Annotated in this window: 22 protein-coding genes; 2 read left to right on the top strand and 20 right to left on the bottom strand. The window is 56.0% G+C overall.

Translation table 11 applies throughout. The annotated features are described in order from the left end of the window. Window position 1: 1 nt before the first annotated feature. The 10 genes from pyrF to aroF all read right to left on the bottom strand — a co-directional run bounded on the left by pyrF (window position 2) and on the right by aroF (window position 9302). Window positions 2-700: an orotidine-5'-phosphate decarboxylase gene (gene pyrF / locus P4L78_RS16700; RefSeq protein ID WP_283149253.1), complete on the bottom strand. Its 699-nt coding sequence runs from the start codon at window positions 698-700 to the stop codon at window positions 2-4. Window positions 701-762: 62 nt separating this feature from the next. Next, complete coding sequence (gene lapB, locus P4L78_RS16695) at window positions 763-1938, bottom strand: lipopolysaccharide assembly protein LapB (RefSeq protein ID WP_309329169.1); 1176 nt, start codon at window positions 1936-1938, stop codon at window positions 763-765. A gap of 63 nt (window positions 1939-2001) precedes the next feature. Then, window positions 2002-2307: a lipopolysaccharide assembly LapA domain-containing protein gene (locus tag P4L78_RS16690; RefSeq protein WP_283149251.1), complete on the bottom strand. Its 306-nt coding sequence runs from the start codon at window positions 2305-2307 to the stop codon at window positions 2002-2004. 238 nt (window positions 2308-2545) lie between these two features. Continuing rightward, a complete protein-coding gene (locus P4L78_RS16685; RefSeq protein WP_283149250.1) occupies window positions 2546-2830 on the bottom strand; it encodes an integration host factor subunit beta in 285 nt (94 codons plus the stop codon). A 14-nt stretch (window positions 2831-2844) separates the two neighbouring features. Continuing rightward, a complete protein-coding gene (gene rpsA, locus P4L78_RS16680) occupies window positions 2845-4527 on the bottom strand; it encodes a 30S ribosomal protein S1 (protein ID WP_283151455.1) in 1683 nt (560 codons plus the stop codon). Window positions 4528-4744: 217 nt separating this feature from the next. Then, complete coding sequence (gene cmk, locus P4L78_RS16675) at window positions 4745-5416, bottom strand: (d)CMP kinase (RefSeq protein ID WP_309329166.1); 672 nt, start codon at window positions 5414-5416, stop codon at window positions 4745-4747. Next, on the bottom strand, window positions 5416-6405 hold the full coding sequence (mgrA, locus tag P4L78_RS16670; protein ID WP_309329163.1) for an L-glyceraldehyde 3-phosphate reductase: 990 nt from the start codon (window positions 6403-6405) through the stop codon (window positions 5416-5418). The genes cmk and mgrA overlap by 1 nt, the downstream gene beginning before the upstream one ends. A 98-nt stretch (window positions 6406-6503) precedes the next feature. Continuing rightward, the gene (locus P4L78_RS16665) at window positions 6504-7376 is read right to left on the bottom strand and encodes a prephenate dehydrogenase/arogenate dehydrogenase family protein (RefSeq protein ID WP_283149247.1); all 873 of its coding nucleotides are present in this window, start codon (window positions 7374-7376) and stop codon (window positions 6504-6506) included. A 52-nt stretch (window positions 7377-7428) separates the two neighbouring features. Next, complete coding sequence (locus P4L78_RS16660) at window positions 7429-8136, bottom strand: META and DUF4377 domain-containing protein (RefSeq protein WP_309329159.1); 708 nt, start codon at window positions 8134-8136, stop codon at window positions 7429-7431. Between the two features lie 149 nt (window positions 8137-8285). Next, entirely contained in the window at window positions 8286-9302 is a 1017-nt protein-coding gene (gene aroF, locus P4L78_RS16655; protein ID WP_309329157.1) for a 3-deoxy-7-phosphoheptulonate synthase, read from the bottom strand. Between the two features lie 172 nt (window positions 9303-9474). On the opposite strand from aroF, the gene P4L78_RS16650 reads away from it, so the two are divergent. Then, entirely contained in the window at window positions 9475-10329 is an 855-nt protein-coding gene (locus P4L78_RS16650) for an HD-GYP domain-containing protein (RefSeq protein ID WP_309329154.1), read from the top strand. 17 nt (window positions 10330-10346) lie between these two features. Here the strand turns inward: P4L78_RS16650 and pgsA are convergent, their stop codons facing one another. Then, window positions 10347-10916, bottom strand: coding sequence for a CDP-diacylglycerol--glycerol-3-phosphate 3-phosphatidyltransferase (gene pgsA, locus P4L78_RS16645; RefSeq protein WP_283149243.1), 570 nt, complete (start codon window positions 10914-10916; stop codon window positions 10347-10349). A gap of 130 nt (window positions 10917-11046) precedes the next feature. Continuing rightward, window positions 11047-12897, bottom strand: a complete 1851-nt coding sequence (uvrC, locus tag P4L78_RS16640; protein ID WP_309329150.1) for an excinuclease ABC subunit UvrC — start codon at window positions 12895-12897, stop codon at window positions 11047-11049. A 199-nt stretch (window positions 12898-13096) separates the two neighbouring features. On the opposite strand from uvrC, the gene P4L78_RS16635 reads away from it, so the two are divergent. Continuing rightward, on the top strand, window positions 13097-14479 hold the full coding sequence (locus tag P4L78_RS16635) for a sodium-dependent transporter (RefSeq protein WP_309329148.1): 1383 nt from the start codon (window positions 13097-13099) through the stop codon (window positions 14477-14479). 17 nt (window positions 14480-14496) lie between these two features. Here the strand turns inward: P4L78_RS16635 and P4L78_RS16630 are convergent, their stop codons facing one another. The 8 genes from P4L78_RS16630 to P4L78_RS16595 all read right to left on the bottom strand — a co-directional run bounded on the left by P4L78_RS16630 (window position 14497) and on the right by P4L78_RS16595 (window position 21614). Beyond that, window positions 14497-14841, bottom strand: coding sequence for an EscU/YscU/HrcU family type III secretion system export apparatus switch protein (locus P4L78_RS16630; RefSeq protein ID WP_309329145.1), 345 nt, complete (start codon window positions 14839-14841; stop codon window positions 14497-14499). Next, window positions 14831-15952, bottom strand: coding sequence for a flagellar hook-length control protein FliK (locus P4L78_RS16625; protein WP_309329142.1), 1122 nt, complete (start codon window positions 15950-15952; stop codon window positions 14831-14833). The genes P4L78_RS16630 and P4L78_RS16625 overlap by 11 nt, the downstream gene beginning before the upstream one ends. A gap of 3 nt (window positions 15953-15955) precedes the next feature. Next, window positions 15956-16372: a DUF2802 domain-containing protein gene (locus P4L78_RS16620; RefSeq protein WP_283149238.1), complete on the bottom strand. Its 417-nt coding sequence runs from the start codon at window positions 16370-16372 to the stop codon at window positions 15956-15958. Window positions 16373-16413: 41 nt separating this feature from the next. Further along, window positions 16414-16773 (bottom strand): hypothetical protein, encoded by a 360-nt coding sequence (locus tag P4L78_RS16615; RefSeq protein WP_283149237.1) that lies wholly within the window; start codon window positions 16771-16773, stop codon window positions 16414-16416. Next, on the bottom strand, window positions 16721-17203 hold the full coding sequence (gene fliS, locus P4L78_RS16610; protein ID WP_283149236.1) for a flagellar export chaperone FliS: 483 nt from the start codon (window positions 17201-17203) through the stop codon (window positions 16721-16723). Before fliS ends, P4L78_RS16615 begins: the two co-directional genes overlap by 53 nt. Window positions 17204-17267: 64 nt before the next feature. Beyond that, window positions 17268-19376 carry a flagellar filament capping protein FliD gene (fliD, locus tag P4L78_RS16605; protein ID WP_309329137.1) on the bottom strand — a complete coding sequence of 703 codons (2109 nt, stop codon included), beginning with the start codon at window positions 19374-19376 and terminating at the stop codon, window positions 17268-17270. A gap of 147 nt (window positions 19377-19523) precedes the next feature. Beyond that, window positions 19524-19901, bottom strand: coding sequence for a flagellar protein FlaG (locus P4L78_RS16600; RefSeq protein ID WP_309329134.1), 378 nt, complete (start codon window positions 19899-19901; stop codon window positions 19524-19526). 90 nt (window positions 19902-19991) lie between these two features. Further along, window positions 19992-21614, bottom strand: coding sequence for a flagellin (locus P4L78_RS16595; protein WP_283149233.1), 1623 nt, complete (start codon window positions 21612-21614; stop codon window positions 19992-19994). Window positions 21615-21650 lie beyond the last annotated feature (36 nt).

The following is a 21650-nucleotide window of genomic DNA, read 5'->3' as shown; positions in this document are numbered from 1 at the left end:
ATCAGGCTTCCTTGATCGATTGATTGATTTGTTGCAGCGTAGCCAAAGGATCTACGCTTTGCGTGATTGGCCGGCCAATCACCAGATAGTCTGAGCCGGCTGCCAGCGCGGCCTGCGGTGTCATCACCCGGCTTTGGTCATCCAGCGCGGCATTGGCCGGGCGAATACCCGGCGTAATCAGCTTGAAATCGGCGCCGCACAAGGTCTTGAGGCGGCCCGCTTCCTGTGCCGAACACACCACGCCATCCAGGCCGCTGGACTGGGTCAACCGGGCAAGCCGCTCGACTTGCAATTCGGGTGAGGGCAGACCGACTTCAGCCAGTTGCCCGGCGTCCATGCTGGTGAGAACAGTGACGGCAATCAAAAGCGGCCTTTGCGGCAAGGCTTCCAGCGCTTCACGCGTGGTTTCCATCATTTTGCGTCCGCCCAGCGCGTGGACGTTCACCATCCACACCCCCAGACGCGCCGCTGCCTTGCAGGCATGCGCTACGGTATTCGGAATATCGTGAAATTTGAGATCCAGGAAGACTTCAAATCCGCGATCAACCAGGCCTTCGACCACCGCCGGACCGGCACTGGTGAACAATTCTTTGCCCACTTTCAGGCGGCATTGCTGCGGCGTTACGCGGTCAGCAAATGCCAGCGCCGAGGCGGCATCGGCGTAATCGAGGGCAACAATGATTTTGGGGTCATGCAACATAGATTCTGCTCTGCTCACAGTAAGCGCGCAGCCCGCCATCGCGGGCCGCGTCAGGGCGGGGTTTATTGCGGATTGCGACTGCGTTGGCCACGCACAGGAGCGAATGTTTCCCACTCCGTGCAGGCCGGACAGTGCCAGAAATACTGCCTTGCCTTAAACCCGCAATGACTACAGTAATACATCGACTGCTCACGTGTAGCCTCGTTCAGCAGTTTGACAATAATTTCCAGGTCGGCCTTCTGATCGTCGGGCGCAACCAGTAAATGCGTTTCAAGCACACGCCGCAAACCCGGCATGGTCGGATGGCTGCGCAAACGCTCGCGCACGAAAGCGTAGGCGTCGTCCATGCCCTTCTGGGTCATGAGTCGCTCGTAAGTCAGATCAAGCACATCCAGATCTGGGTATTGGCTTAACAGCCGCACCATCAGGCGTGTACCTTCTTCGGCGCGATTCATTCCGTCATAGGCAGCCAGCAACGGACGGGCGATCAACGCCAGATAATGCGGATCCTGTGTTTCAATGGCCAGCCAGCATTCGATGGCTATCGCCGCCTCGCCCGCCTGAATGGCCATTTCCCCTTGCAGGGAACGGGCACGCGCGCACTGGCGATTGGCAGTCAATGCCGCTTCAAGTTCGACACGTGCGTCGTCTGGTTGCGAGCGAGCGATCGCTTGCTCCGCCAGTTCGCAGTGAAACTGGGCAATTTCATGCTGATATGTATGGCTGTCATCACGTAATTGCTGGGCGATTTCAATGGCTTTGCGCCATGCCTTTTCCTGCTGATAAACGCCGAGCAATTCGGTACGCGCCTGGCGCGCATAATCGGTGTGTTGCAACTCGGTGAGAATCGCTTCGGCGCGGTCAAACAAACCGGCGGCCATAAAGTCCTGCGCCAATTCAAATTGCGCTTGCTGTCGCTGGGCGACATTCAATTCGGGGCGGGCCAGCAATTTCTGGTGCATGCGAATTGCCCGCTCCAGTTCACCGCGACGGCGAAACAGATGCCCCAGCGTAAATTGCAGTTCTACCGTTTCCACGTGGTGGCGGGCAACTTCTACGTATACCTCAACCGCACGATTGGTTTCGCCATTCAACAGGTAATTGAGCCCTTTGAAATAAGCGGCCGGCAAAGAACGTGTTTCAGATAAAACGTGTTTGATATCAATGCGTGCAGCCAGCCAGCCCAAAGCAAAAAAGGCTGGAAACGCAATCAACCACCAATATTGGGAATCTACCATTGGAATTAACCTGGCCAGTTCAAGCCGGCATTATCGTTATTCTGAGGATTGGAACAAGCGCTGTCAGAATGCATCGCGCGGTGGTTCAACAGCCACGGCTTCGGCAGTCGCCACCGGCGCGGCTGCCCGGACACGCAATTCTTTGCGCAAAGAAACCAGCTCGCGCCGCATACGCACGACACGCGTGAATGAAGCGAGCAAACCCAATGCCACGCCGACCACAAAGAACACCAGCAAAATCATGGAAAGCGGGGCGGTCCATTCATAGCCCGCAAAGAAACGCAGTGATGTTGACGCACCATTGCGCATGGCGAATCCCAACAACACAACAAACACAATCAGTTTGAGGAGCCCGTAGACATAACGCATCGTTATTCCATGCAGATTGGATTATGCCGATATTGTAGCCGATTCACGGCAACCAGCCATGTCAGGTTTTCCCGTGCATTAGTAACAATGCTGTATCGATGAGCCGCTCACTGTTACTCATTAAACCGTTACGGGCGGCCATATCAGCCAAAGCTGTTAAAAACGGTTTCGCTTGCACATAAAAAAAACGGCCCGCGAAGGGGCCGTTTTTGTGTGCTGTCGGATGACAACAGGGATATCACAGGAGCTCGTCTACGCGCTCGCGCAATTCCTTGCCTGCTTTGAAATGTGGCACAAATTTTTCCGGAACTTCGACTCGAGAGCCTGATTTCGGATTGCGCCCCACTCGCGGCGGGCGATAGTTGAGGTCAAAGCTGCCAAAGCCACGGATCTCGATGCGCTGACCTTGAGCCAGGCTCTTGCCCATCGCATCGAGAATGGTCTTGACGGCCAACTCAGCATCTTTTGTCACCAGTTGCGGGTAGCGGGAGGTGAGTTTCGATATGAGTTCGGACTTCGTCATGCTGCCTCGTTCCCTTATTCGTTGGAGCCGGACAGCTTGGCCTTCAGCAATGCGCCGAGGTTGGTTGTACCAGCAGTGCTGCTGTCAGCAGTCGTGGACAGGCGAGTCATTGCATCTTTCTCATCGCCCATGTCCTTGGCTTTGATCGACAGGTTGATCGAACGGTTCTTGCGATCAACGTTGATGATCATGGCTTCAACAGCATCGCCTTCCTTCAGTACGGAACGAATGTCTTCCACGCGGTCACGGGAAACTTCGGTCGAACGCAGGTAGCCTTCAACTTCTTCGGTCAGAGCAATCACGGCACCCTTGGCATCCAGGGACTTCACAGTACCCTTGACGATGGCGCCCTTGTCGCTAGTGCCCACGTAGTTGTTGAACGGATCACCTTCCAGTTGCTTGATGCCCAGGGAGATGCGTTCTTTGTCCACGTCGATCGACAGAACCAGTGCTTCAACTTCGTCACCCTTCTTGAAGTTGCGAACGGCTTCTTCGCCAGTCACATTCCAGGACAGGTCGGACAGGTGAACCAGGCCATCGATGCCACCTGGCAGACCAACGAAAACGCCGAAGTCAGTAATCGACTTGATCGCGCCCTTCAGCTTGTCACCCTTCTTGAAGTTTTCTGCAAACTCATCCCAAGGATTAGCCATGCATTGCTTCATGCCCAGGCTGATACGACGCTTTTCTTCGTCGATATCAAGGATCATGACTTCAACTTCGTCGCCCAGAGCAACAACCTTGGACGGATGAACGTTCTTGTTGGTCCAATCCATTTCAGACACGTGCACCAGACCTTCGATGCCTTGTTCGATTTCAACGAACGCGCCGTAGTCGGTCAGGTTGGTAACCTTGCCGAACAGACGGGTGCCTTGCGGGTAACGACGGGACAGACCCACCCACGGATCTTCGCCCAGTTGCTTCAGACCCAGCGAAACGCGGTTCTTCTCTTGATCGAACTTCAGGACCTTGGCTTCAACTTCATCGCCAACTGCCAGAACTTCGGACGGGTGCTTCACACGACGCCATGCCAGGTCGGTGATGTGCAGCAGACCGTCGATGCCGCCCAGGTCAACGAACGCACCGTAGTCGGTGATGTTCTTGACGATACCCTTGACCACCGCGCCTTCACGCAGGGTTTCGAGCAGCTTCTGACGCTCTTCGCCCAGGGATTCTTCCAGCACGGCGCGACGCGAAACAACAACGTTGTTGCGCTTGCGATCGAGCTTGATCACCTTGAATTCGATTTGCTTGCCTTCGAACGGAGTGGTGTCTTTCACCGGACGGATGTCGACCAGCGAACCCGGCAGGAAAGCACGCAGACCGTTGACCATCACAGTCAGACCGCCCTTGACCTTGCCAGAGATCACGCCTGTCATGACCAGGCCCTTCTCCAGAGTGTCTTCCAGCTCGATCCACGCAGCCAGACGCTTGGCCTTTTCGCGGGAGAGCTTGGTTTCACCGTAGCCGTTTTCCAGGCTGTCGATAGCGACGGGAACAAAGTCACCAACCTTGACTTCGACTTCGCCGTTATCGTTCTTGAATTCTTCCAGCGGAATCAGGGATTCCGACTTCAGACCGGCATTCACGGTCACGAAGTTATTATCGATGCCGACGACTTCGGCGGTAATCACTTCACCAGCGCGCATTTCCTGGCGTGTGAGGCTTTCCTCGAAAAGCGCAGCAAAGCTTTCCATGGAGTCGTTAAAAGTTGCAGTAGTCATGAAATGAAAGGTTCCAGCATCTCCGGACTGACGCCCAGAGGGGGGTTCGTTAAACCAGGCCAACAGTGCTTTGCGCGCCGCCAGCCACCAGTTTTCCGCTTGCGCGGGATGCCGGACGAAATGATATGGTCATACCATCCAATCCGGGAAACTAGAGATTCTAGAGAAATCTCTCAACTTGTTCAAGTGTTTAGCGATGATTTGCCGCTTGCCACCATGTTAAAACTTGCGCAACCGCCTCTTCTACACCCAGATCGGACGTTTCCAGCAAGTGGGCATCGGGCAATTGCATGAGTGGCGCGACGGTTCTGGCGCGATCACGGGCGTCGCGTGCTTCCAGATCGGCGGTAATGGCTTCCAGATCAGCCGTTTCACCGCGCGCGATCAATTGTTTGTAGCGGCGTTCGGCCCGAACATGCGCACTGGCGGTGAGAAAAACCTTGAGCGCAGCCTGCGGAAATACCACCGAGCCCATATCGCGGCCATCAGCCACCAGGCCGGGTACTTGAGCAAAGGCGCGCTGACGCTCCAGCAAGGCGGCCCGCACCTGGGCAAACGCTGCCACTTTGGACGCGCCCACGCCAATTGCCTCGGTGCGGATCGCCGTGCTCACATCAATGTCGTTCAAGAGAATGTGCTCACCCACGAAGCGCACATCCAGCGTTTGCGCCACATTAGCCACCGCGTTTTCGTCATCCCACGCCGCGCCAGCCCGGCCTGCTGCCAACGCAGCCAACCGGTACAGCGCGCCGGAATCCAGATAATGAAACCCCAGCGCGGCAGCCACCCGCTGCGCCACGGTACCTTTACCGGACGCAGACGGGCCATCAATAGCAATAACAGGTACCAACAAACTATGCATTACTTGCCTGCCAGGATGCTTTCGATACGTGCGAGTTCATCAGCACTGAATTCCAGATTGTCGACCGCACCCAGATTTTCATGGATTTGCTCGACACGGCTGGCACCAATGATCACGGTGGTGACCTGACGCAGTGCCCATGCCAGCGACATTTGCGCCAGCGTCTGACCGCGTGCCACTGCCAGATCATTCAGCAGTTTGACTTGCGCCAGGCGAGCATCAACCTTGTCTGCAGTCAGGAAAGGGTTGCCTGTATCGGCAGCGCGCGAATCCTTGGGGACGCCATTCAGATAACGGCTGGTCAGCAGGCCTTGTGCCAGTGGGCAGAAGGCGATGGAACCAATGCCCTCTTCATCCAGTACCTTGGTCAAACCGTTTTCGATCCAGCGATCAAACATCGAGAACGATGGCTGATGAATCAGGCACGGTGTACCCAGTTCTTTGAGGATGCGCGATGCTTCACGAGTCTGGTCAGCCGAGTACGAAGAGATACCGACGTACAACGCCTTACCTTGACGCACGATGGCATCCAGCGCGCCCATGGTTTCTTCCAGCGGTGTATCTGGATCAGGACGATGCGAATAGAAAATATCCACGTAGTCCAGGCCCATGCGCTGCAGGCTTTGGTCCAGGCTGGCCATCAGGTATTTACGGCTACCGAAGTCACCGTAAGGGCCTGGCCACATTTCCCAACCCGCCTTGGTCGAAATGATCAGCTCATCGCGATACGCCTTCAGATCAGTAGTCAGCACGCGGCCAAAAGTCGACTCAGCCGAACCGGGAGGTGGGCCATAGTTGTTGGCCAGGTCAAAGTGCGTGATGCCGGCATCAAACGACTCCAGCACCATCTGGCGCGAGGTTTCGTAGGGCTTGTTGTCGCCAAAGTTATGCCACAACCCGAGTGCCAGTGCTGGCAATTTCAGGCCGCTTTTGCCGCAACGGCGATAAGGCATGCGGTCATAACGGGTTTTGCTTGCAAGATAAGTCATCGTTCTTGTCCTGTTATTTTTGTTGGTCCATACATCAAGCCCCAACGAGAACCGCCCGCAAAGAGCAGGCGGCTTTTAGTTTAAAGCACCCAAAAAACTTATTTATTACGCTGGCCCCAAGCGACGCGCGCCTGGCTTGCGGTCGAAAAATATTCGGCCATTCCGGCCTCATCGCCCGCCTCTACCAGCGCAATCACCTGCTGTAATTGTGTGGCACACGAACGCAGATCACCGAGGATTGCGCTGCGGTTAGCCAATGCAATATCGCGCCACATATCCGGATGCGAACCGGCGATGCGGGTGAAATCGCGAAAACCAGTGGCAGCAAAATCGAGGCAGGATTGGGCATCGGTCTTGGCCAGAACCGCGTTCATATAGGCAAAGGCCAGCAGATGCGGCACGTGGCTGACCGCAGAAAAAATGCCGTCGTGTTGCTCAGGGGTCATGGTATACACCCGTGCCCCGCATTGCTGCCATAAGGTTTCTACCTGCTGTAGGGCATTTTGGGCAGTCTCGGCAAAAGGTGTGAGCACCACACGGCGGCCTTCAAACAATCCGTACTGGGCAGCAGCCGCTCCGGAAAGGTCAGAACCGGCAATTGGATGGCCGGGCACGCAATGATGCAAATGCCCGGGCAGAAAGGCGCGAAACAGGCCGGCGACATCCTGTTTGGTCGAACCACCGTCGGTCACAATGCAATCATCAGCCAGATGCGGAGCGATGGCTTGCATCAGGGCACCCATCTGGCCTACTGGCGTTCCCAGCAACACCAGATCGGCACCCTGCACAGCAGTAGCGGCATCGTGCGAGGCTTCATCGATGACATTCAGTTCCAGGGCACGGGTCAGGTTGGCCGAATTACGACCGACGCCAACCACCCGCTCAACCAGGCGTGCGCGCTTGAGCGCGAGGGCAAACGAGCCACCAATCAAACCCGTTCCCAGCAATACCAGCTTGCGCACGCCACTCATTCAAATTGCCCTTGGTTTTTAACGATATTGATGCCGACCCACCGGCAACGGTTTATTGCTCGACCAGCGTGGTCAACACACTGACCAGACTGCGCTTGATGGAAGACCCATCTGCCGGTGGATTGTCCACTTTGGTTTCTTTGATCCGCAAGGTGTAAAGCGTACCCGGCTGGTAGTTGAAACCGTCGATCCCGCCATACAGCATGGTCCACGGTTGATCGGCCGATTCACGCACCTGCAGGCAGTCCATTTTGCCCGCGCCCGCCGAGCAAGTCCGGGTTTCTGGCGCGATCTGGATTACACGTTCATCGTTGGCAGCCGCCGCTTGCGTTACCGATTTGGCGGCGGCAGCGCCTTTGCGAGCAAATACCAGGCGGTCGTCATTGGCGGTCATGAATACCAGATGGCCTTGCTGATCCAGCTGGTACTGGTTGCTGGTATCGAGCAACTTCAAGACGTCACTCTCTTTAACGCCAACCTCTGGCTGCACACACGCCATTCGCGTGCCTGCCAACGGACCAATCTTCAAACCATTCAGTGTCTGGATTTGCCCCATGAAACGGTTGCATCCCGAAAACCCGCTTACATGATTGCCATCAATCTTGAGTGTCACCGGCTGCTGTGACTTTTCCTGCTGAAGCTGACCGGCTACCCGCCATGACTCAAGCTGATAATCCCCGTCCAGCAACGAGCGAGCCTGGGCGCCAATACTGGCAGCACCGAGCAGTGCGGCAAGTACGGTGGCTTGAAGAATGCGCATGGAGTTTGCTCCTGTTTTCATTAAAGTGAGCTAATGCGACCACCATAACGGGCATCGGTTTTGTACCAATCGCGGGAATTTTACCCGTATATGCCAAATCGGTAATCCAAATCACTCTTGTGCCACCCCATTGCAGCCAAGTCTGCCTCTTACAGACTTCTGCCCACCGCTTGTGCAATCGCTCCCAGCGTCTTCATCAATTTCTTCAACTCTTCCGGTGTCAGCGCCTGATCGGCATCGCACCACGCTTCACATGGATTGGGGTGCATTTCGATCAGCAAGCCGTCAGCGCCTGCCGCTACAGCGGCTTGAGCCAGTGCCGGTACCATCCACGCTTTGCCACCGGCATGGCTTGGGTCAACAATCACTGGCAGATGCGTTTCGCGTTTCAGAACCGGAATCGCCGTCACATCCAGCACATTGCGATAGGCCGTTTCAAAGGTACGAATGCCACGCTCGCAAAAAATAATATTGTGATTGCCACCGGCCGCAATGTATTCGGCCGACATTAGCCATTCTGAAATGGTGGCCGACAAACCGCGTTTCAGAATAATCGGCTTGTTGACGCGCCCCACTTCTTTCAGCAAATCAAAATTCTGCATATTGCGCGCACCGATCTGGATGACGTCGACGTCGTATTCCATAAAGGTGTCGAGCATGCGCACATCCATCAGCTCGGTAACGATGGGGAAATTATGCTTGCGCGCAGCGTGCTGAAAGTACTCCAGCCCTTGTACGCCCAAGCCCTGAAAAGCATACGGGCTAGTGCGTGGTTTGAACGCGCCGCCGCGCATCAAGCGGCAACCGGCATCGGCTACACCTTGCGCAGCCAGTTCCATTTGTTCTTCGGTTTCTACCGAGCATGGCCCGCCAATGACCTGAATCTGCTCGCCCCCGATGGGAATCCCGCGCACGCGGATGATTGATCCGTCCGGATGGGTATCACGCGAAACGATTTTGTAGGGTTTGGTAATGCGATTTACCCGCGCTACACCGGGCAGTATTTCCAGATGCGCCGCATCCAGTTTGTCTTCATCGCCAATGGCGCCAATGATGGTCAATTCCGCGCCGCGCGAAAGATGTTCACGCAAACCGGCTTTATGGATTTCACCGACCACACCATTGATTTGGGCTTCAGTTGCACCCGTCTGCATTACGATAATCATAAATTTTTCCGTATTCCGGCACGCCGGATGCCATAGTGCAAGTGAATCTCAAATAGACCGTAATTGTAAAACGGCAATTGCCTTTGCTGCGCGTAACAAATCCGGAATTCGTCCGACCAATGCTGTGGAAACGCGTACTTGCCCACTAACCCGACAAGGCTGAAAACCCAGTATGGATCTCGTCTCACACCTGCTCAACAGTCTTTTTGTGATGGCTTCGCTGGTTGAAGCGCGCGACCCATACACGGGCGGCCATCTCTGGCGCGTTTCACAGTTGTCGTATCTGATGGCGCAGGACATGGAATTACCCGCAGAAGCTGTCTCCCAGATCACGCTGGGCGGGTTTTTGCATGATCTTGGCAAGATTGGCGTCCCGGATGCCATCTTGCACAAGGCTGGCCCGCTTACAGACGAAGAATACACGGTGATTCGTACTCATCCGGAGATAGGCGCCAAATTGCTGGGCAACCATCCGCTCGCCTTTCTGGCCATGGACGCCGTGTCTTTGCATCATGAAACGCCCGATGGCAAAGGGTATCCACACGGGTTGATCGCAGCGGATATTCCACTTGCCGCAAAAATTGTCGGCATCGCCGATGCATTTGACGCCATGACCTCCACCCGCCCTTACCGGCAAGGCATGCCCATTGCCAAGGCGCTGGATATCATCGCGGAAAAGCTCGGCACGCAATTCGATACCGAATTGGGAGAGCGATTTATCCGTATGGGTAAAACCGGGGTATTTGATGAGGTGGTCGGCCATTCCGAGCCTGGGGTGCGACTGCAGGCGTGTCCAAGTTGCGGGCCGATTATCGCCATCCCGAGGAAGACTCGCAGCGGCGCAGTGATTGCCTGCCCGGCCTGTCGTAGCCGCCTCAAGGTATTTGGCAATCATGAAGACTGGCTACTGACGCCGCTGAACGAGAAAGAAACCGCACCACCCTTGCAGCTTGATCCAGACCTGGTCCGCGCCATGGCGGTGACGATCCGCAATGGCTTGGGCGAATCAGTTGCCGTTGCCGCCTGAGCGATCTTTAGCTGCGATCAAGCGCTGCGAAACTGTTCTGTTGCCACGCGCAGGTAATAGAACATGGACAAGATGGTCAGTAGGCCAGCGATATACAGCGCCAATGTACCCACCCACTGGGTAGAGATGCCCGGAATGAAATTGCTTTGCCATAACAGCAGCAAAATCGCGACCATTTGCGCCGTAGTTTTGAGCTTGCCGATATAAGCCACAGCCACACTTTTGGACTTGCCCAGTTGGGCCATCCATTCACGCAACGCAGAAATGGTGATTTCGCGACCGATAATGATCACGGCCAGCCAGGACGGCGCGCGGGTGAGTTCTACCAGCAAAATCAGTGCGGCGGCGACCATCAACTTGTCAGCAACCGGGTCCAGAAATGCGCCGAACGAGGATGTCTGATTCCAGCGTCGGGCCAGAAAACCATCAAACCAGTCCGTCAATGCCGCCACGGCAAAGATGGTGGCACCTGTCATGTTTTTCATCGGCAGCGAGATCACCGAATCGGGCAAATAGAACAAGCCAACAAAAACCGGAATTGCTGCTACGCGTAGCCACGTCAGAAAAATCGGCAGGTTAAATGGCATCGCAAAGTTAGCCAGGTCGCTTAAAAGTGAGCATTCTAACAGGTGCGCGCAGTATCTGGATAAAGCCTAAGCCTTCAACTTACGCGAATCGTTGAAACAACGTCCTCTCAGGACATGCTACCCAACCAGTTCAACCTCGCAAGGCCGAATATATCTTCTCCGCCAGATCGCGGTTAATGCCTTCAACCTGGATCAGGTCATCTACGCTGGCACCCTTCACGCCTTGCAATCCGCCAAAGCGGGCCAGCAGTTTTTGCCGCCGTTTGGGGCCGATGCCTTCGATTTCTTCCAGACTGGACGCCACGCGGGCTTTGGCACGGCGGGCGCGGTGGCCAGTAATGGCGAAACGGTGCGATTCGTCGCGGATTTGCTGCACCAGATGCAAGCCGGGGTGATCTCGCGGCAATTGCACGGCTTCGTGGGTGGTGGCGAAGATCAGTTGTTCCAGCCCGGCCTTGCGCGTTTCGCCCTTGGCCACGCCAATCAAGATCGGTTGCGCCAGCCCGACTTCAGCCATGACTTGTTCGGCCATGGCCAACTGGCCTTTGCCGCCATCAATCAGGATCAGATCGGGTACTTTGCCCTCGCCGCCCGCGATCTTCTCGTAGCGCCGCGTCAGCACCTGGCGCATGGCGGCGTAGTCATCACCGGGCGTGATCCCGGAAATGTTGTACCGGCGATACTGGCTGGTCTGGATATCGCCATCATCAAACACCACGCAAGAAGCTACCGTGGCCTCGCCCATGGTGTGCGAGATATCAAAACATTCAATGCGCGCCGTTTCTTCGGGCAAATCCAAAGCCTCGATCAAGGCCTGCAAACGACCGGCCTGGCTGGCAGAATGGCTCGCACGCTGCAAAATCGCCAGTTCGGCGTTCTTGCGTGCCATCTCCAGCCACACACGGCGTTCGCCATTGGGATTGCTGTTGATGATGACTTTGCGGCTAGCCTGATCGCTCAATAACTGGACCAGCACTTCAACATTGGTCGGTGGCGGCGTGCAGATCACCACGCCGGGCACGTTGCGATCCAGATAATGTTGCGCCAGGAACGCCTCCAGCGCCTCGGCCGCGTCGTAATCGTTGGCGTTGCTGGGGAACAGGTTTTTGTCGCCCACGTGCCGCCCACCGCGCACCATCGCCAGGTTCAGGCAAACCGTGCCGTCCTTGACCACCGCCGCAATGATATCGGCATCGAGTTCACTGGTATTGCTGGAAACAAACTGCTTTTCCTGGATTTTTGCCAGCGCCTGCACCTGATCACGAATCGCCGCCGCTTCCTCAAAGCGCCAGGCTTCCGAGGCTGCAGCCATGCGGCTTTCCAGTTCCACTAGCAGCTCATTGCCCTGCCCGTTCAGGAACAGCACCGCGTTATGCACGTCGCGACGGTAATCCTCAGGCGAAATGGCGTTCACGCACGGTGCGGAACAGCGTTTGATTTGATGCAACAAACATGGCCGCGAGCGATTGGCGTAAACGCTGTCTTCACAGGTGCGCAGCTTGAACACCTTCTGCAGCAGCTGGATGCTTTCTTTGACCACAAAACCGTTTGGAAATGGCCCGAAGTACTGGTTGCGTTTATCCAGCGTGCCGCGGTAGTAAGCTAGCCGTGGCGATTTGTGGCCGGTCACCACCAGATAGGGATAACTTTTATCGTCCCGAAACAGAATGTTGTAACGCGGCCCCAGCGCCTTGATCAGGTTGTTTTCCAGCACCAGCGCTTCGGCTTCGGAACGCACCACGGTGGTTTCGATCCGGTCTACTTGCGACAGCATCAAGCGGATGCGCGGGCTGTGATCGTTTTTCTGAAAATACGACCCGACCCGCCGTTTCAGACTGATGGCTTTGCCGACGTACAGCACGGTGCCATCTTGCGACAGCATGCGATAAACGCCCGGCAGATGCGGCAGCGCTTTGACAAACGCGTTCAGGCGCTCGGCACGCGCTTGCGGGTCTTCCTGGACTGGGGCTTGTTCGGACATACCAACCATATTGATTTAAGCAAGCGCCAATTCTAGCAATTGGCCGGGATCAGGGCTAAGCCTATCTTTGGGCGCGGTAGCTTATTACGCAGGACTGCCGCCTGTCTTGCCCGATTTGTTTCAGATCATGAATACATGGCGTTGCCCGTGTTGGCCGACCATGATTGAGATACAAATCCAGCCTTCTCAGGCTCATTTAATGACGCCAATCGAAATCAAGAACAAGACCAATATGACACAACGTGATGGCTTTACTTCTACCTTCGGCGTGCTGGTGGCCACTTTGGGCTCCGCAGTCGGGCTGGGCAATATCTGGAAATTCCCTTATCTGACCGGTACCAATGGTGGAGCCGGATTTTTGCTGGTTTATCTATTAGCCACGTTGTTGCTGGGTTTGCCGGTCATGATTGGCGAAACCATGCTCGGACGCGCAACCCGGGCCAACGCCGTGAGCATCTTTGAAAAACTGCGCCCTGCCCAGCCGTTCTGGAAGATCATTGGCTATATGGGCATGCTGGCCGCCGTGCTCATCCTGGGGTTTTACACCGAGGTCGCAGGCTGGGTGTTTGCGTATATCTTCAAAGCCCTTTCGGGCAGCTTGTTGCATGGCGATGCCAGCGCAGCCCAAGCGCAATTCAAAGCCACCATCGCCAATCCGCTTTCTGCCCTGGCCTGGCAATGGGCGGTGTTACTGCTGACTGGCGGCATCATCATGCTGGGCGTTTCCAAAGGGATTGAGGCCGTCGCCAAACGCTTGATGCCAGTGCTGTTCTTGCTGCTGGTAGTGTTGTGCATTCGCAGCCTGACGTTATCTGGCGCCGGGGCGGGATTGAAATTTCTGTTTGCACCAGATTTTTCCAAGGTATCTGCCGGGGTTATTCTCACTGCGGTCGGTCTGGCCTTTTTCAAACTGTCGATCGGCATGGGCACCATGCTCACCTATGGCAGTTATTTTCGCGATGACCAGAACATTCCAGTCACCGCTGGCCGCGTCATGCTGGCCGATTTAAGCATCTCTTTGTTGGCGGGCATTGCCATCTTTCCGGCCGTCTTCACCTTTCATTTCGCACCCACGGATGGCCCGGCACTGGTGTTCCTGACCATTCCAGCGGTATTTGCCAGTATGCCTGGTGGCCAGATTTTTATGGTGCTGTTTTTCGTGCTGACGGCACTGGCGTCGATAGGCGCAATTCTGTCGCTACTGGAAGTGCCCGTTGCGGCGCTAACTGAGCGACTGCATTGGTCTCGCCGCAAAGCCACAGCCCTGACCGTGTTGTTGATCGCCATATTGGGGGCACCAGCGGCACTCTCTAATGGCGCGGCAGCCCACTGGACGATATTCGGCCTGACCTTCTTTGATTTCTACGACTTTGTCAGTTCCAACCTGCTATTACCGGTCGGTGGCTTGCTGTTGTGTGTCTTTGTGGGCTGGATTATTGGGCGGGACTGGGTGCAAAGCCAGTTGAGCAATCGTGGTCTGCTAGCCAATCAAGCGGTAGTAACAGGCGTGTTCATGCTGCTGCGCTACGTGTCGCCAGTGCTGATTGTGATTGTGTTGTTACGCGGCTTGAAGGTGTTCTGACAAAGACACAAATACGCTCAGACGAGCGCATCCGGCTGTTGCTCATCGCTGGCATCAGCAGTAGCTGGGGGTAGCGACAACTGGGGCGGGGCGATATCACTCCCCTGCTCAACCAGATAGACAAAGGCCAGCAATTCAGCGACGGCCCGATACAACGGCGCCGGAATATGTGCGTCCAGATCCAGCTGCATCAGCAGCGAGACCAGTTCAGGTGATTGGTGGACAAACACACCGGCTTCACGCGCTTTTTCAATAATGGCCTGCGCCACCAGTCCCTTGCCGCTGGCAACTACCCGTGGCGTAGAACCCTCGGTATAAGCCAGAGCAACGGCGCGCTGACGGGCATCGGGCTTACTCGCCATCCGTGGCCTCCGCACTTGCGGCCGAGAAACTGACCGCGGCCAATGCCAGTCCGGCGCCTTCAAATTGCGTCCCGAGCGCCGATTGTGCCGATTGCAGTTGTTGCACAGTCTCCGGCGCGGCCTTGAATGACAGATTGAACTGACCTTGCGACAGCACGGCATTAATGGATATCTGGCCCAGCCGTGGCAACTGCAGGTTCAAGGTGGTTCGCCATTGCCGGTCTTCGGGGTCGGCATAAGCCTGATTCTGATTGTGATCATCGGCCTGAACCGACCATTGCATGGGCTGCCCCGGCCACGCCAGGCCCTGCCACATGATGGCCTGCCTATCGATGGCATCCAGTTGCCGCTGTACCAGTCCCGCCAATACCGCTTGCTGATCCTGCCCACTGGCCAGACGGCTGATACTGGCTGAAGTGACATCCACTGCGGCGGAAGCCACTTGCTTGAGCATGGCTGCGTCTTGCGGGCTGGCATCTTTGGCGGGCAGAACGGCGGGATTGGTCGTATCCGGCTTGGCATCCGCAACACTGGCGGAAGTGGACGTCAGTTGCAGTTTGGCTTGAGGTTCTTGCTGCAGGGACTGCAAGCTACGCTGGCCGTCCACCCATTGCGCTTGATGCGACTCATAGAACAAGCCCGACTGACCGAGCGTTTGCGCCAGTTTGGTGGCCAGGTCCCCGGTATTGGGCGTGCCGTCAAACAAGGGAGCGGCCGCAGCGGCATTTTGTGCTCCAGTAGTTGCCGCCTTGCCGTTATTGCTGAGCAAATCGGACAAATAGCGAGCGCCGCCGGAGAACTCGGTTTGTACGCCTGGATGAAAATCCGGCGAGGCGGAGTTTGCCAATGCAAAAGTCAGCGTAGGTCGGTTGGCGACAACGGTCAGATCCAGCTTCTCACCCGCGGTCGCGCCTGTCGGCAAGTTCAAATCCAGCAACTGGTTGTTTACCTGCACGGCAAAGCGGCCATTGCCCAAAGCCCCGACCACAGTGGCGGATACCTGCTCGCCAGCCGTGAACAAGGCGCTGATGTCGGGCTGGCCATCAGGCGGATTCGTGGTGTTGTTGAGATAAAGCGCCTGCAGCGTGAGGATGGCATTGCCGGGCAACATGGATCAGCGCAATCCTTCCGCGCGATACAAAGCAACGATCAAGTCAGCTTCGCCGCGGGAGATACCGCACTCCTGCGCGACCACGGCAGAGTCGGCACCAGTGCGCGCCATACGGATGGCGTGGGCATATGGGGTTTCGGTAGAAGATGGCGGACTTGCGATATCGGCATCGCCATGATGCTCAATTGCCCAGACTTGTTGCATGCTGTTTGCTGCCAACCGCACTTTCAGCAACTCCAGTTCCTGGCGCAATGCGGACATCTCTGCCGTCATTGCTTCAACGCGGTGCTGGGTCTGGCGAGAAACGTGATGCGGAGAATTTGCTTTGCGCAGGAACAGCAATAGCTCCGCCACATAAAACACCAGCAGCGCGAGTCCTGCATAAAGCAATTGTGGCCAGGTAATCAGGATTCCGTTCACGTGCCGCCTCGGTGACAGTTGAAACTTCAGCGACGTCCGGTTCAGGTTCCGTATACGCGCCGCATTTTTTCCCCGTTTTTCAGCTCACGGATCGAGCCGATCAACTCCAGACGTCGTGCTTCTGCCAATGGCAAAACAGCATCGATCTGGCCTTGGGCTGAACGCATTACCTCAGCCAGCTCACCGCGCTGGCGCTCAGGTATGGCGCTCCAGTTAATATCGCCTAGATTACTGCTCAATTGAGTAAAGCGCGCGGCATTCAGCAAAAACGCCTCCCAATTTTCTTGCCCGGCGCTAGATGCCATCTCCCGACAGCAGCTTTCCATCTCACCATAGACCGCTTGCATATCAGGCGCGACCATAACTGAGCGCATCACGATTGGCGGCGGTGGCAGCAGCATCGGCCTGAACCGGCGGCGCGACTGGCGCAACCGTGCGGCTATTGGCTTCGATGGTATCCCAAGCCGATTTAAGGTCGGTCAACAATTTGGCAACATGATCAAGCATGTCGACCCGGTTTTCCAGATTGGCCTGCAGCAACTGCTCTGTCATATGTTGATAAAGCGCATCCAGATTCTGCCCCAGTTCTCCACCCTTTTCCACATCAAGCGACTGACGCAGGCCTTCATCAATGATCGCGATGGCCTTGCTGATTGATAGGCCCTTGTCTGCGATGTGGCCTTCTTGCATGTGGTACTTGGCCAAAAGGACTGCCTTGATCGCGCCCTCATACAACATCACCACCAGTTTAAGGGGACTTGAAGAGCTGACGGCGGCATCGACGCTGATCTGACCATAGGATTGAAGCGCTTTCTTTGCGGCATAACTCATGCCATTTCTCCGGTTTGGTACTCACTGCTATCTCACCGACATGCGGCTTGTATTACCTGGTCAATCAGCTACTGATCTTGGGCAGGTTGGCAAGTTGCGTGGTGAGGTAACTACTGGTGTTCTTGAGCGCGCCCACCGTGGTATCCATGGCGGTGAACTGCTGCACGTAGTTCTGTTGCACCTGCGTCAGGCGCGTCTGCATTTCAGTTTCCTGGGCCTGCAGCCGTGTGATGCTGGCGTTGATACTGCTGGTCACCGAGTTGAACAAGCCGTTGTCAGTAGATTTGGTCGACAGGATATTGGTGATGGTCTGATTCAGGTTATAGGCGAAGCCCTGGCTTACCGTCACCGAACCCATATCACCATTCGACCCAGCGGCCAGACTCAAAATCAAACCCGCGGCCGGACCGGTGCCGACCAGAACATTACCCGTTGCAGTGGCAGGATTCCCGCCGATGGTCGCGACAGCGTCAGTACCCGCGGCCAGGGAGGTCGATGTCAGGAAGGCGGGATCAGTCGCACCACCCCCACTCACCGCGTTGATCTGGATTTGCGAAGTCGAACCGTAAGAGGCGGAACTGAATGTTAGTGCGCCATTGGCAAAGCCCACATTGGCCGAAACACCAGAAGCTTTCAGGCTGGAATCAGCATTAATGGCCGTCTGCAGTGCGGCGGCAAGATCCGCGCCATTGTTGAATACCGTGCCGTCAGTGAGCTTGATCGTTCCCGACTGAACCTTGTCGACATTGATGCTGAAGTTGTCATTATCCGGGCCGATCGTCAGCGGGAAACTGCCAGAGGTGAAAGCACCGGAAGTCACGCTGCCCTGCGTGGCCGGTGAGGTCACGTTGATGGCATAAGTGCCTGCTTTAGTCAGCGAGCTACTGGTCGTCACGACCGTGACGCCGCCCGGTTTGGTCACCGAGGTACCCGCTGCAAACAGATTGCTCACCGCGCCTGGATTCGCCTGGGCCGCGTTAGTGAGAGTGTCCTGATTCAGCGTCATTTTGCCGTTCATGTCAAAACTAATACCGACGTCATACATCGACTGATATTGGTTGCTGCCACCCAGTGTCTGGTTGAATACGCCGCGCATCATGGTCTTGATCGAATTCAGCGAATACTGTCCGTTGAGAATGCCAGCGGTTTGCGTCGTCGTGTCGTACCCGGTAAGGCTGGAGAGCTGTGACATGAACGTGTTATAGCCATCGACCATGGCTTGCACGTTTTTGACCAGCGTCGAAGGGTCGGTGCCGATGGTCAGCGTGGTCGCGCTGGTGTTGGTGGCGGTCAGATTCAGTGTCACGCCCTGCAACACATCATTAACCGAGTTGGTCGGTTTGGAGATGGTGATCCCATCCAGCTGGAACTGGGCATCTTGCGCCGCCTGCGTCACCGACGTCGTGTTGGTGGTGGATGCTGGATCGAAGGCAAAGTTATTCAAGCTGGTGTCGGTACCTGCCGGCGTGGTGGAGATTTTCATCCCGTTCACGGCACCGCTGGTATTGGACGCCAACACCAACCGGAAACCCGAGCCATCATTAATGATGCTGGCTGTGGCCCCGCCTTTGGCCGCGTTAATCGCATCCCGCAGGCCAAACAGATTATTGTTGGTTGAATCGATATTGACTGTGATGCTTTGCGCCGTCGCATTGGCCGAAAAACCGCCAGTTGAGCTATAAGAGCCAAAGCTGATGGTCATCGAGCCCGTGCCGACCGGATTGTTGGCACTGCTCACCGATGCCGATGCAATTACCTGGTTCTGAGCCAGTTGCGACACCAACAGCGAATGCGAACCTTGCTGTGCCTGGTTAGTCGCAGTGGCAGTACCCACTGACGTGTTGGCCAGCTTGGCCGTAGCCAATTGCAATTTGGTTGGATCAGATAGCGCCTGAACCGTCGCCTGAAAATCCGAAAGGCCACTTTGTAACGTACCCAACGCGCTCAACTGAGCGTCGTAACTGGCTTCTTTTGTCTGCAGCGCAATCAGCGGTTGCTGCTCAATTTGCATCAACTGCGAGATGATCCCGCTGACGTCGATCCCGGAGCCAACCCCCATTGAGGTAATCGTGCCCAACCCGCTGGTACTGGATAAGCCGGTGCTCGTCGTCGGCGTTGGAGTGGGCGTCGGGGTTGGAGTCGGTGTAGGGGTGGGAGTGATGCTCGAGGTCATTTGGGGAAAGCTCCTGGCGTGCGTACCTCATCATACCAGTCAAAAATGCCAACTGGCTTTACAAGAATAGAATCCGGTCGCACACAATCAATCGGACAGAACGGCCCGCGGCAAGCTCGCCGCATATACATCATGTTTATCGGCCGTTCAGGCTTTATCTTTAATCAGCAAGCCTTCAAACTGTCCAATCGCCTTGGCCAGCGCGATAGCCTGCTCGCTAGGGATCTGCCGAATTACATCTTTGGTCTGCGTATCAATGACCTTCACGATCTGCGTGTGGCTGTCCTGATCCACCGAAAACTGCAAGGAGCTGCCGTTGGAATAGGTTTTGACCGTGTCGTTGAGCTTGGTCAGCGCATCGTTGAGCGTGGCGGCATCTTTGGTGGCGTTGCCCGAAGCATTCTGTCCGGACTGAACAGCACTACCCTGTTGCGCCGGCGCGGTCTGGGCGGTTTGACCGCCACTGCCAGTCTGACTGGTCGCTGGGGAAAGCGCCGCGATGGATTGAGTCAACTGCACTTGCATGAGCATCTCCTTGGACGGAAAAACGCCCCGGCATGGAAAAATCCGGCCGGGGCATCATGCTACCAGGTTAACTGGCCGCTCTGTTCCTGCTTACTTCAGCAGGCTCAGAATGCTTTGCGGCAACTGGTTAGCTTGCGACAACATCGCGGTGCCGGCTTGTTGCAGAATCTGCGACTGAGTCAGGTTGGCAGTTTCAGACGCGAAGTCGGTATCCTGAATCCGGCTCTTGGCGGCCGAAAGATTGGTCACCGTGGTCGACAGGTTCGAGATGGTTGAAGAGAAGCGGTTTTGCAAAGCACCAAGTTGAGCGCGTTGACTGTCGATGTACGATTGTGCACCGTCGGCAATCCGCAGGGCCTGCGTTGCGCCATCCAATGTCGAAACATCCAGGCTTTGCACGGTCTTCAGCGAAGAAGTCATGGTAGAACCCGAAGACAGACCGTAGGAAGCAGCGCCTGTCGAACTCTGACCAGTAATCACGCCGCTGGCAAAACCTGCGCCACTGGTAGTGATGGAGTACGAATTGGACGAGTTCAGCACGATCTGACCACCAAAGGTGAAGCTACCCGAACCAGAGGAGCTCACCAGAGACGAACCGGAAGTGTACTGCGCCGAACCGGCCGAGTTGGTCGTATCGTAGTTGTACTGGGTCACCGCGCCACCAAAGCCACTGGCAACACCGCTGGCCGAAGTGATCTGGATATTCGCACCGGAGTTATTGGTCAGCTTGATACCGTAAGTAACGGCACCGCTAGCGTTGGTAAAGGTGGCCAGTTGAGCTACAACGCCGGTTTGCGACTGTGCGTTGTTGAACGAAGTTACAGCCTGGTTGTAGTCCGAAGCAGTCGGAGCCTGACCTGAAACAGAGGAGGTCACGCTGAACGATACACCCGCGTAGGTGTTGTTGTTCGATGCAATAGCCAGCGAGTACGAACCCGAACCGAAACTCAGATCAACTTCAGTATTGGCAGTCGCGGTTACACCAGTGTTAGCAGCGTTGATCTTCGAAGCAACGTCGCTGGCTTGGTCAGTACCCGAAACAGCGATGGACTTGCCATTGATCGACATGGTGCCGGAGCTAGTTACCACAGCACCGGTCACAGCCACAGTGGCAGTACCGCCTACGGCCCCTTGAGTGGTGCCACTAACTTCGTTGGTATAAGCCAGTTGACCGGTACCATTACCGCCACCCATCTGGAACGTGCCGTACTGATTGGTACGGAAGTTACCCATGGTTGCAGTGATGGTCTGGTTGGCGTTGGCGCCTACCTGGTAGGTTGCAGCGGTAAAGCTGCCATCAAACAGATTCTGGCCGTTGAACTGGGTGGTTTGCGCTGTGCGGTCCAGTTCGGAAACCAGTTGGTTAACCTGGGCATTCAGAGCCTGGCGGTCGGACGAAGAGTTCGTCGCATTGCCGGATTGAACAGCCAGTTGGCGAATGGATTGCATCATATCGCCCATCTGACCCAGAGCACCTTCCGCAGTTTGCGACAGCGAAACGCCGTCGTTAGCATTGCGGGATGCCTGGTTCATGCCATTGACTTGCGACGTCATACGGTCGGAGATGGCCAGACCGGCTGCGTCATCCTTGGCGCTATTAATGCGCAGGCCGGACGACAGACGTGCCAGTGAGGTATTCAGCGAATCTTGCGACTTGCTCAGGTTTTGCTGAGCCATCAGTGACGCGACGTTTGTGTTGAGAACCAAAGACATTTGGTAGCTCCTCGTTAAGGGTTATGCGTTTAACAT

Origin of the sequence: Silvimonas sp. (assembly GCF_031291215.1) — a bacterium.
GTDB lineage: Bacteria > Pseudomonadota > Gammaproteobacteria > Burkholderiales > Chitinibacteraceae > Silvimonas > Silvimonas soli.
Note: the sequence above shows the minus strand (reverse complement) of the source record. Positions and strands in the feature narration are given on the sequence as shown.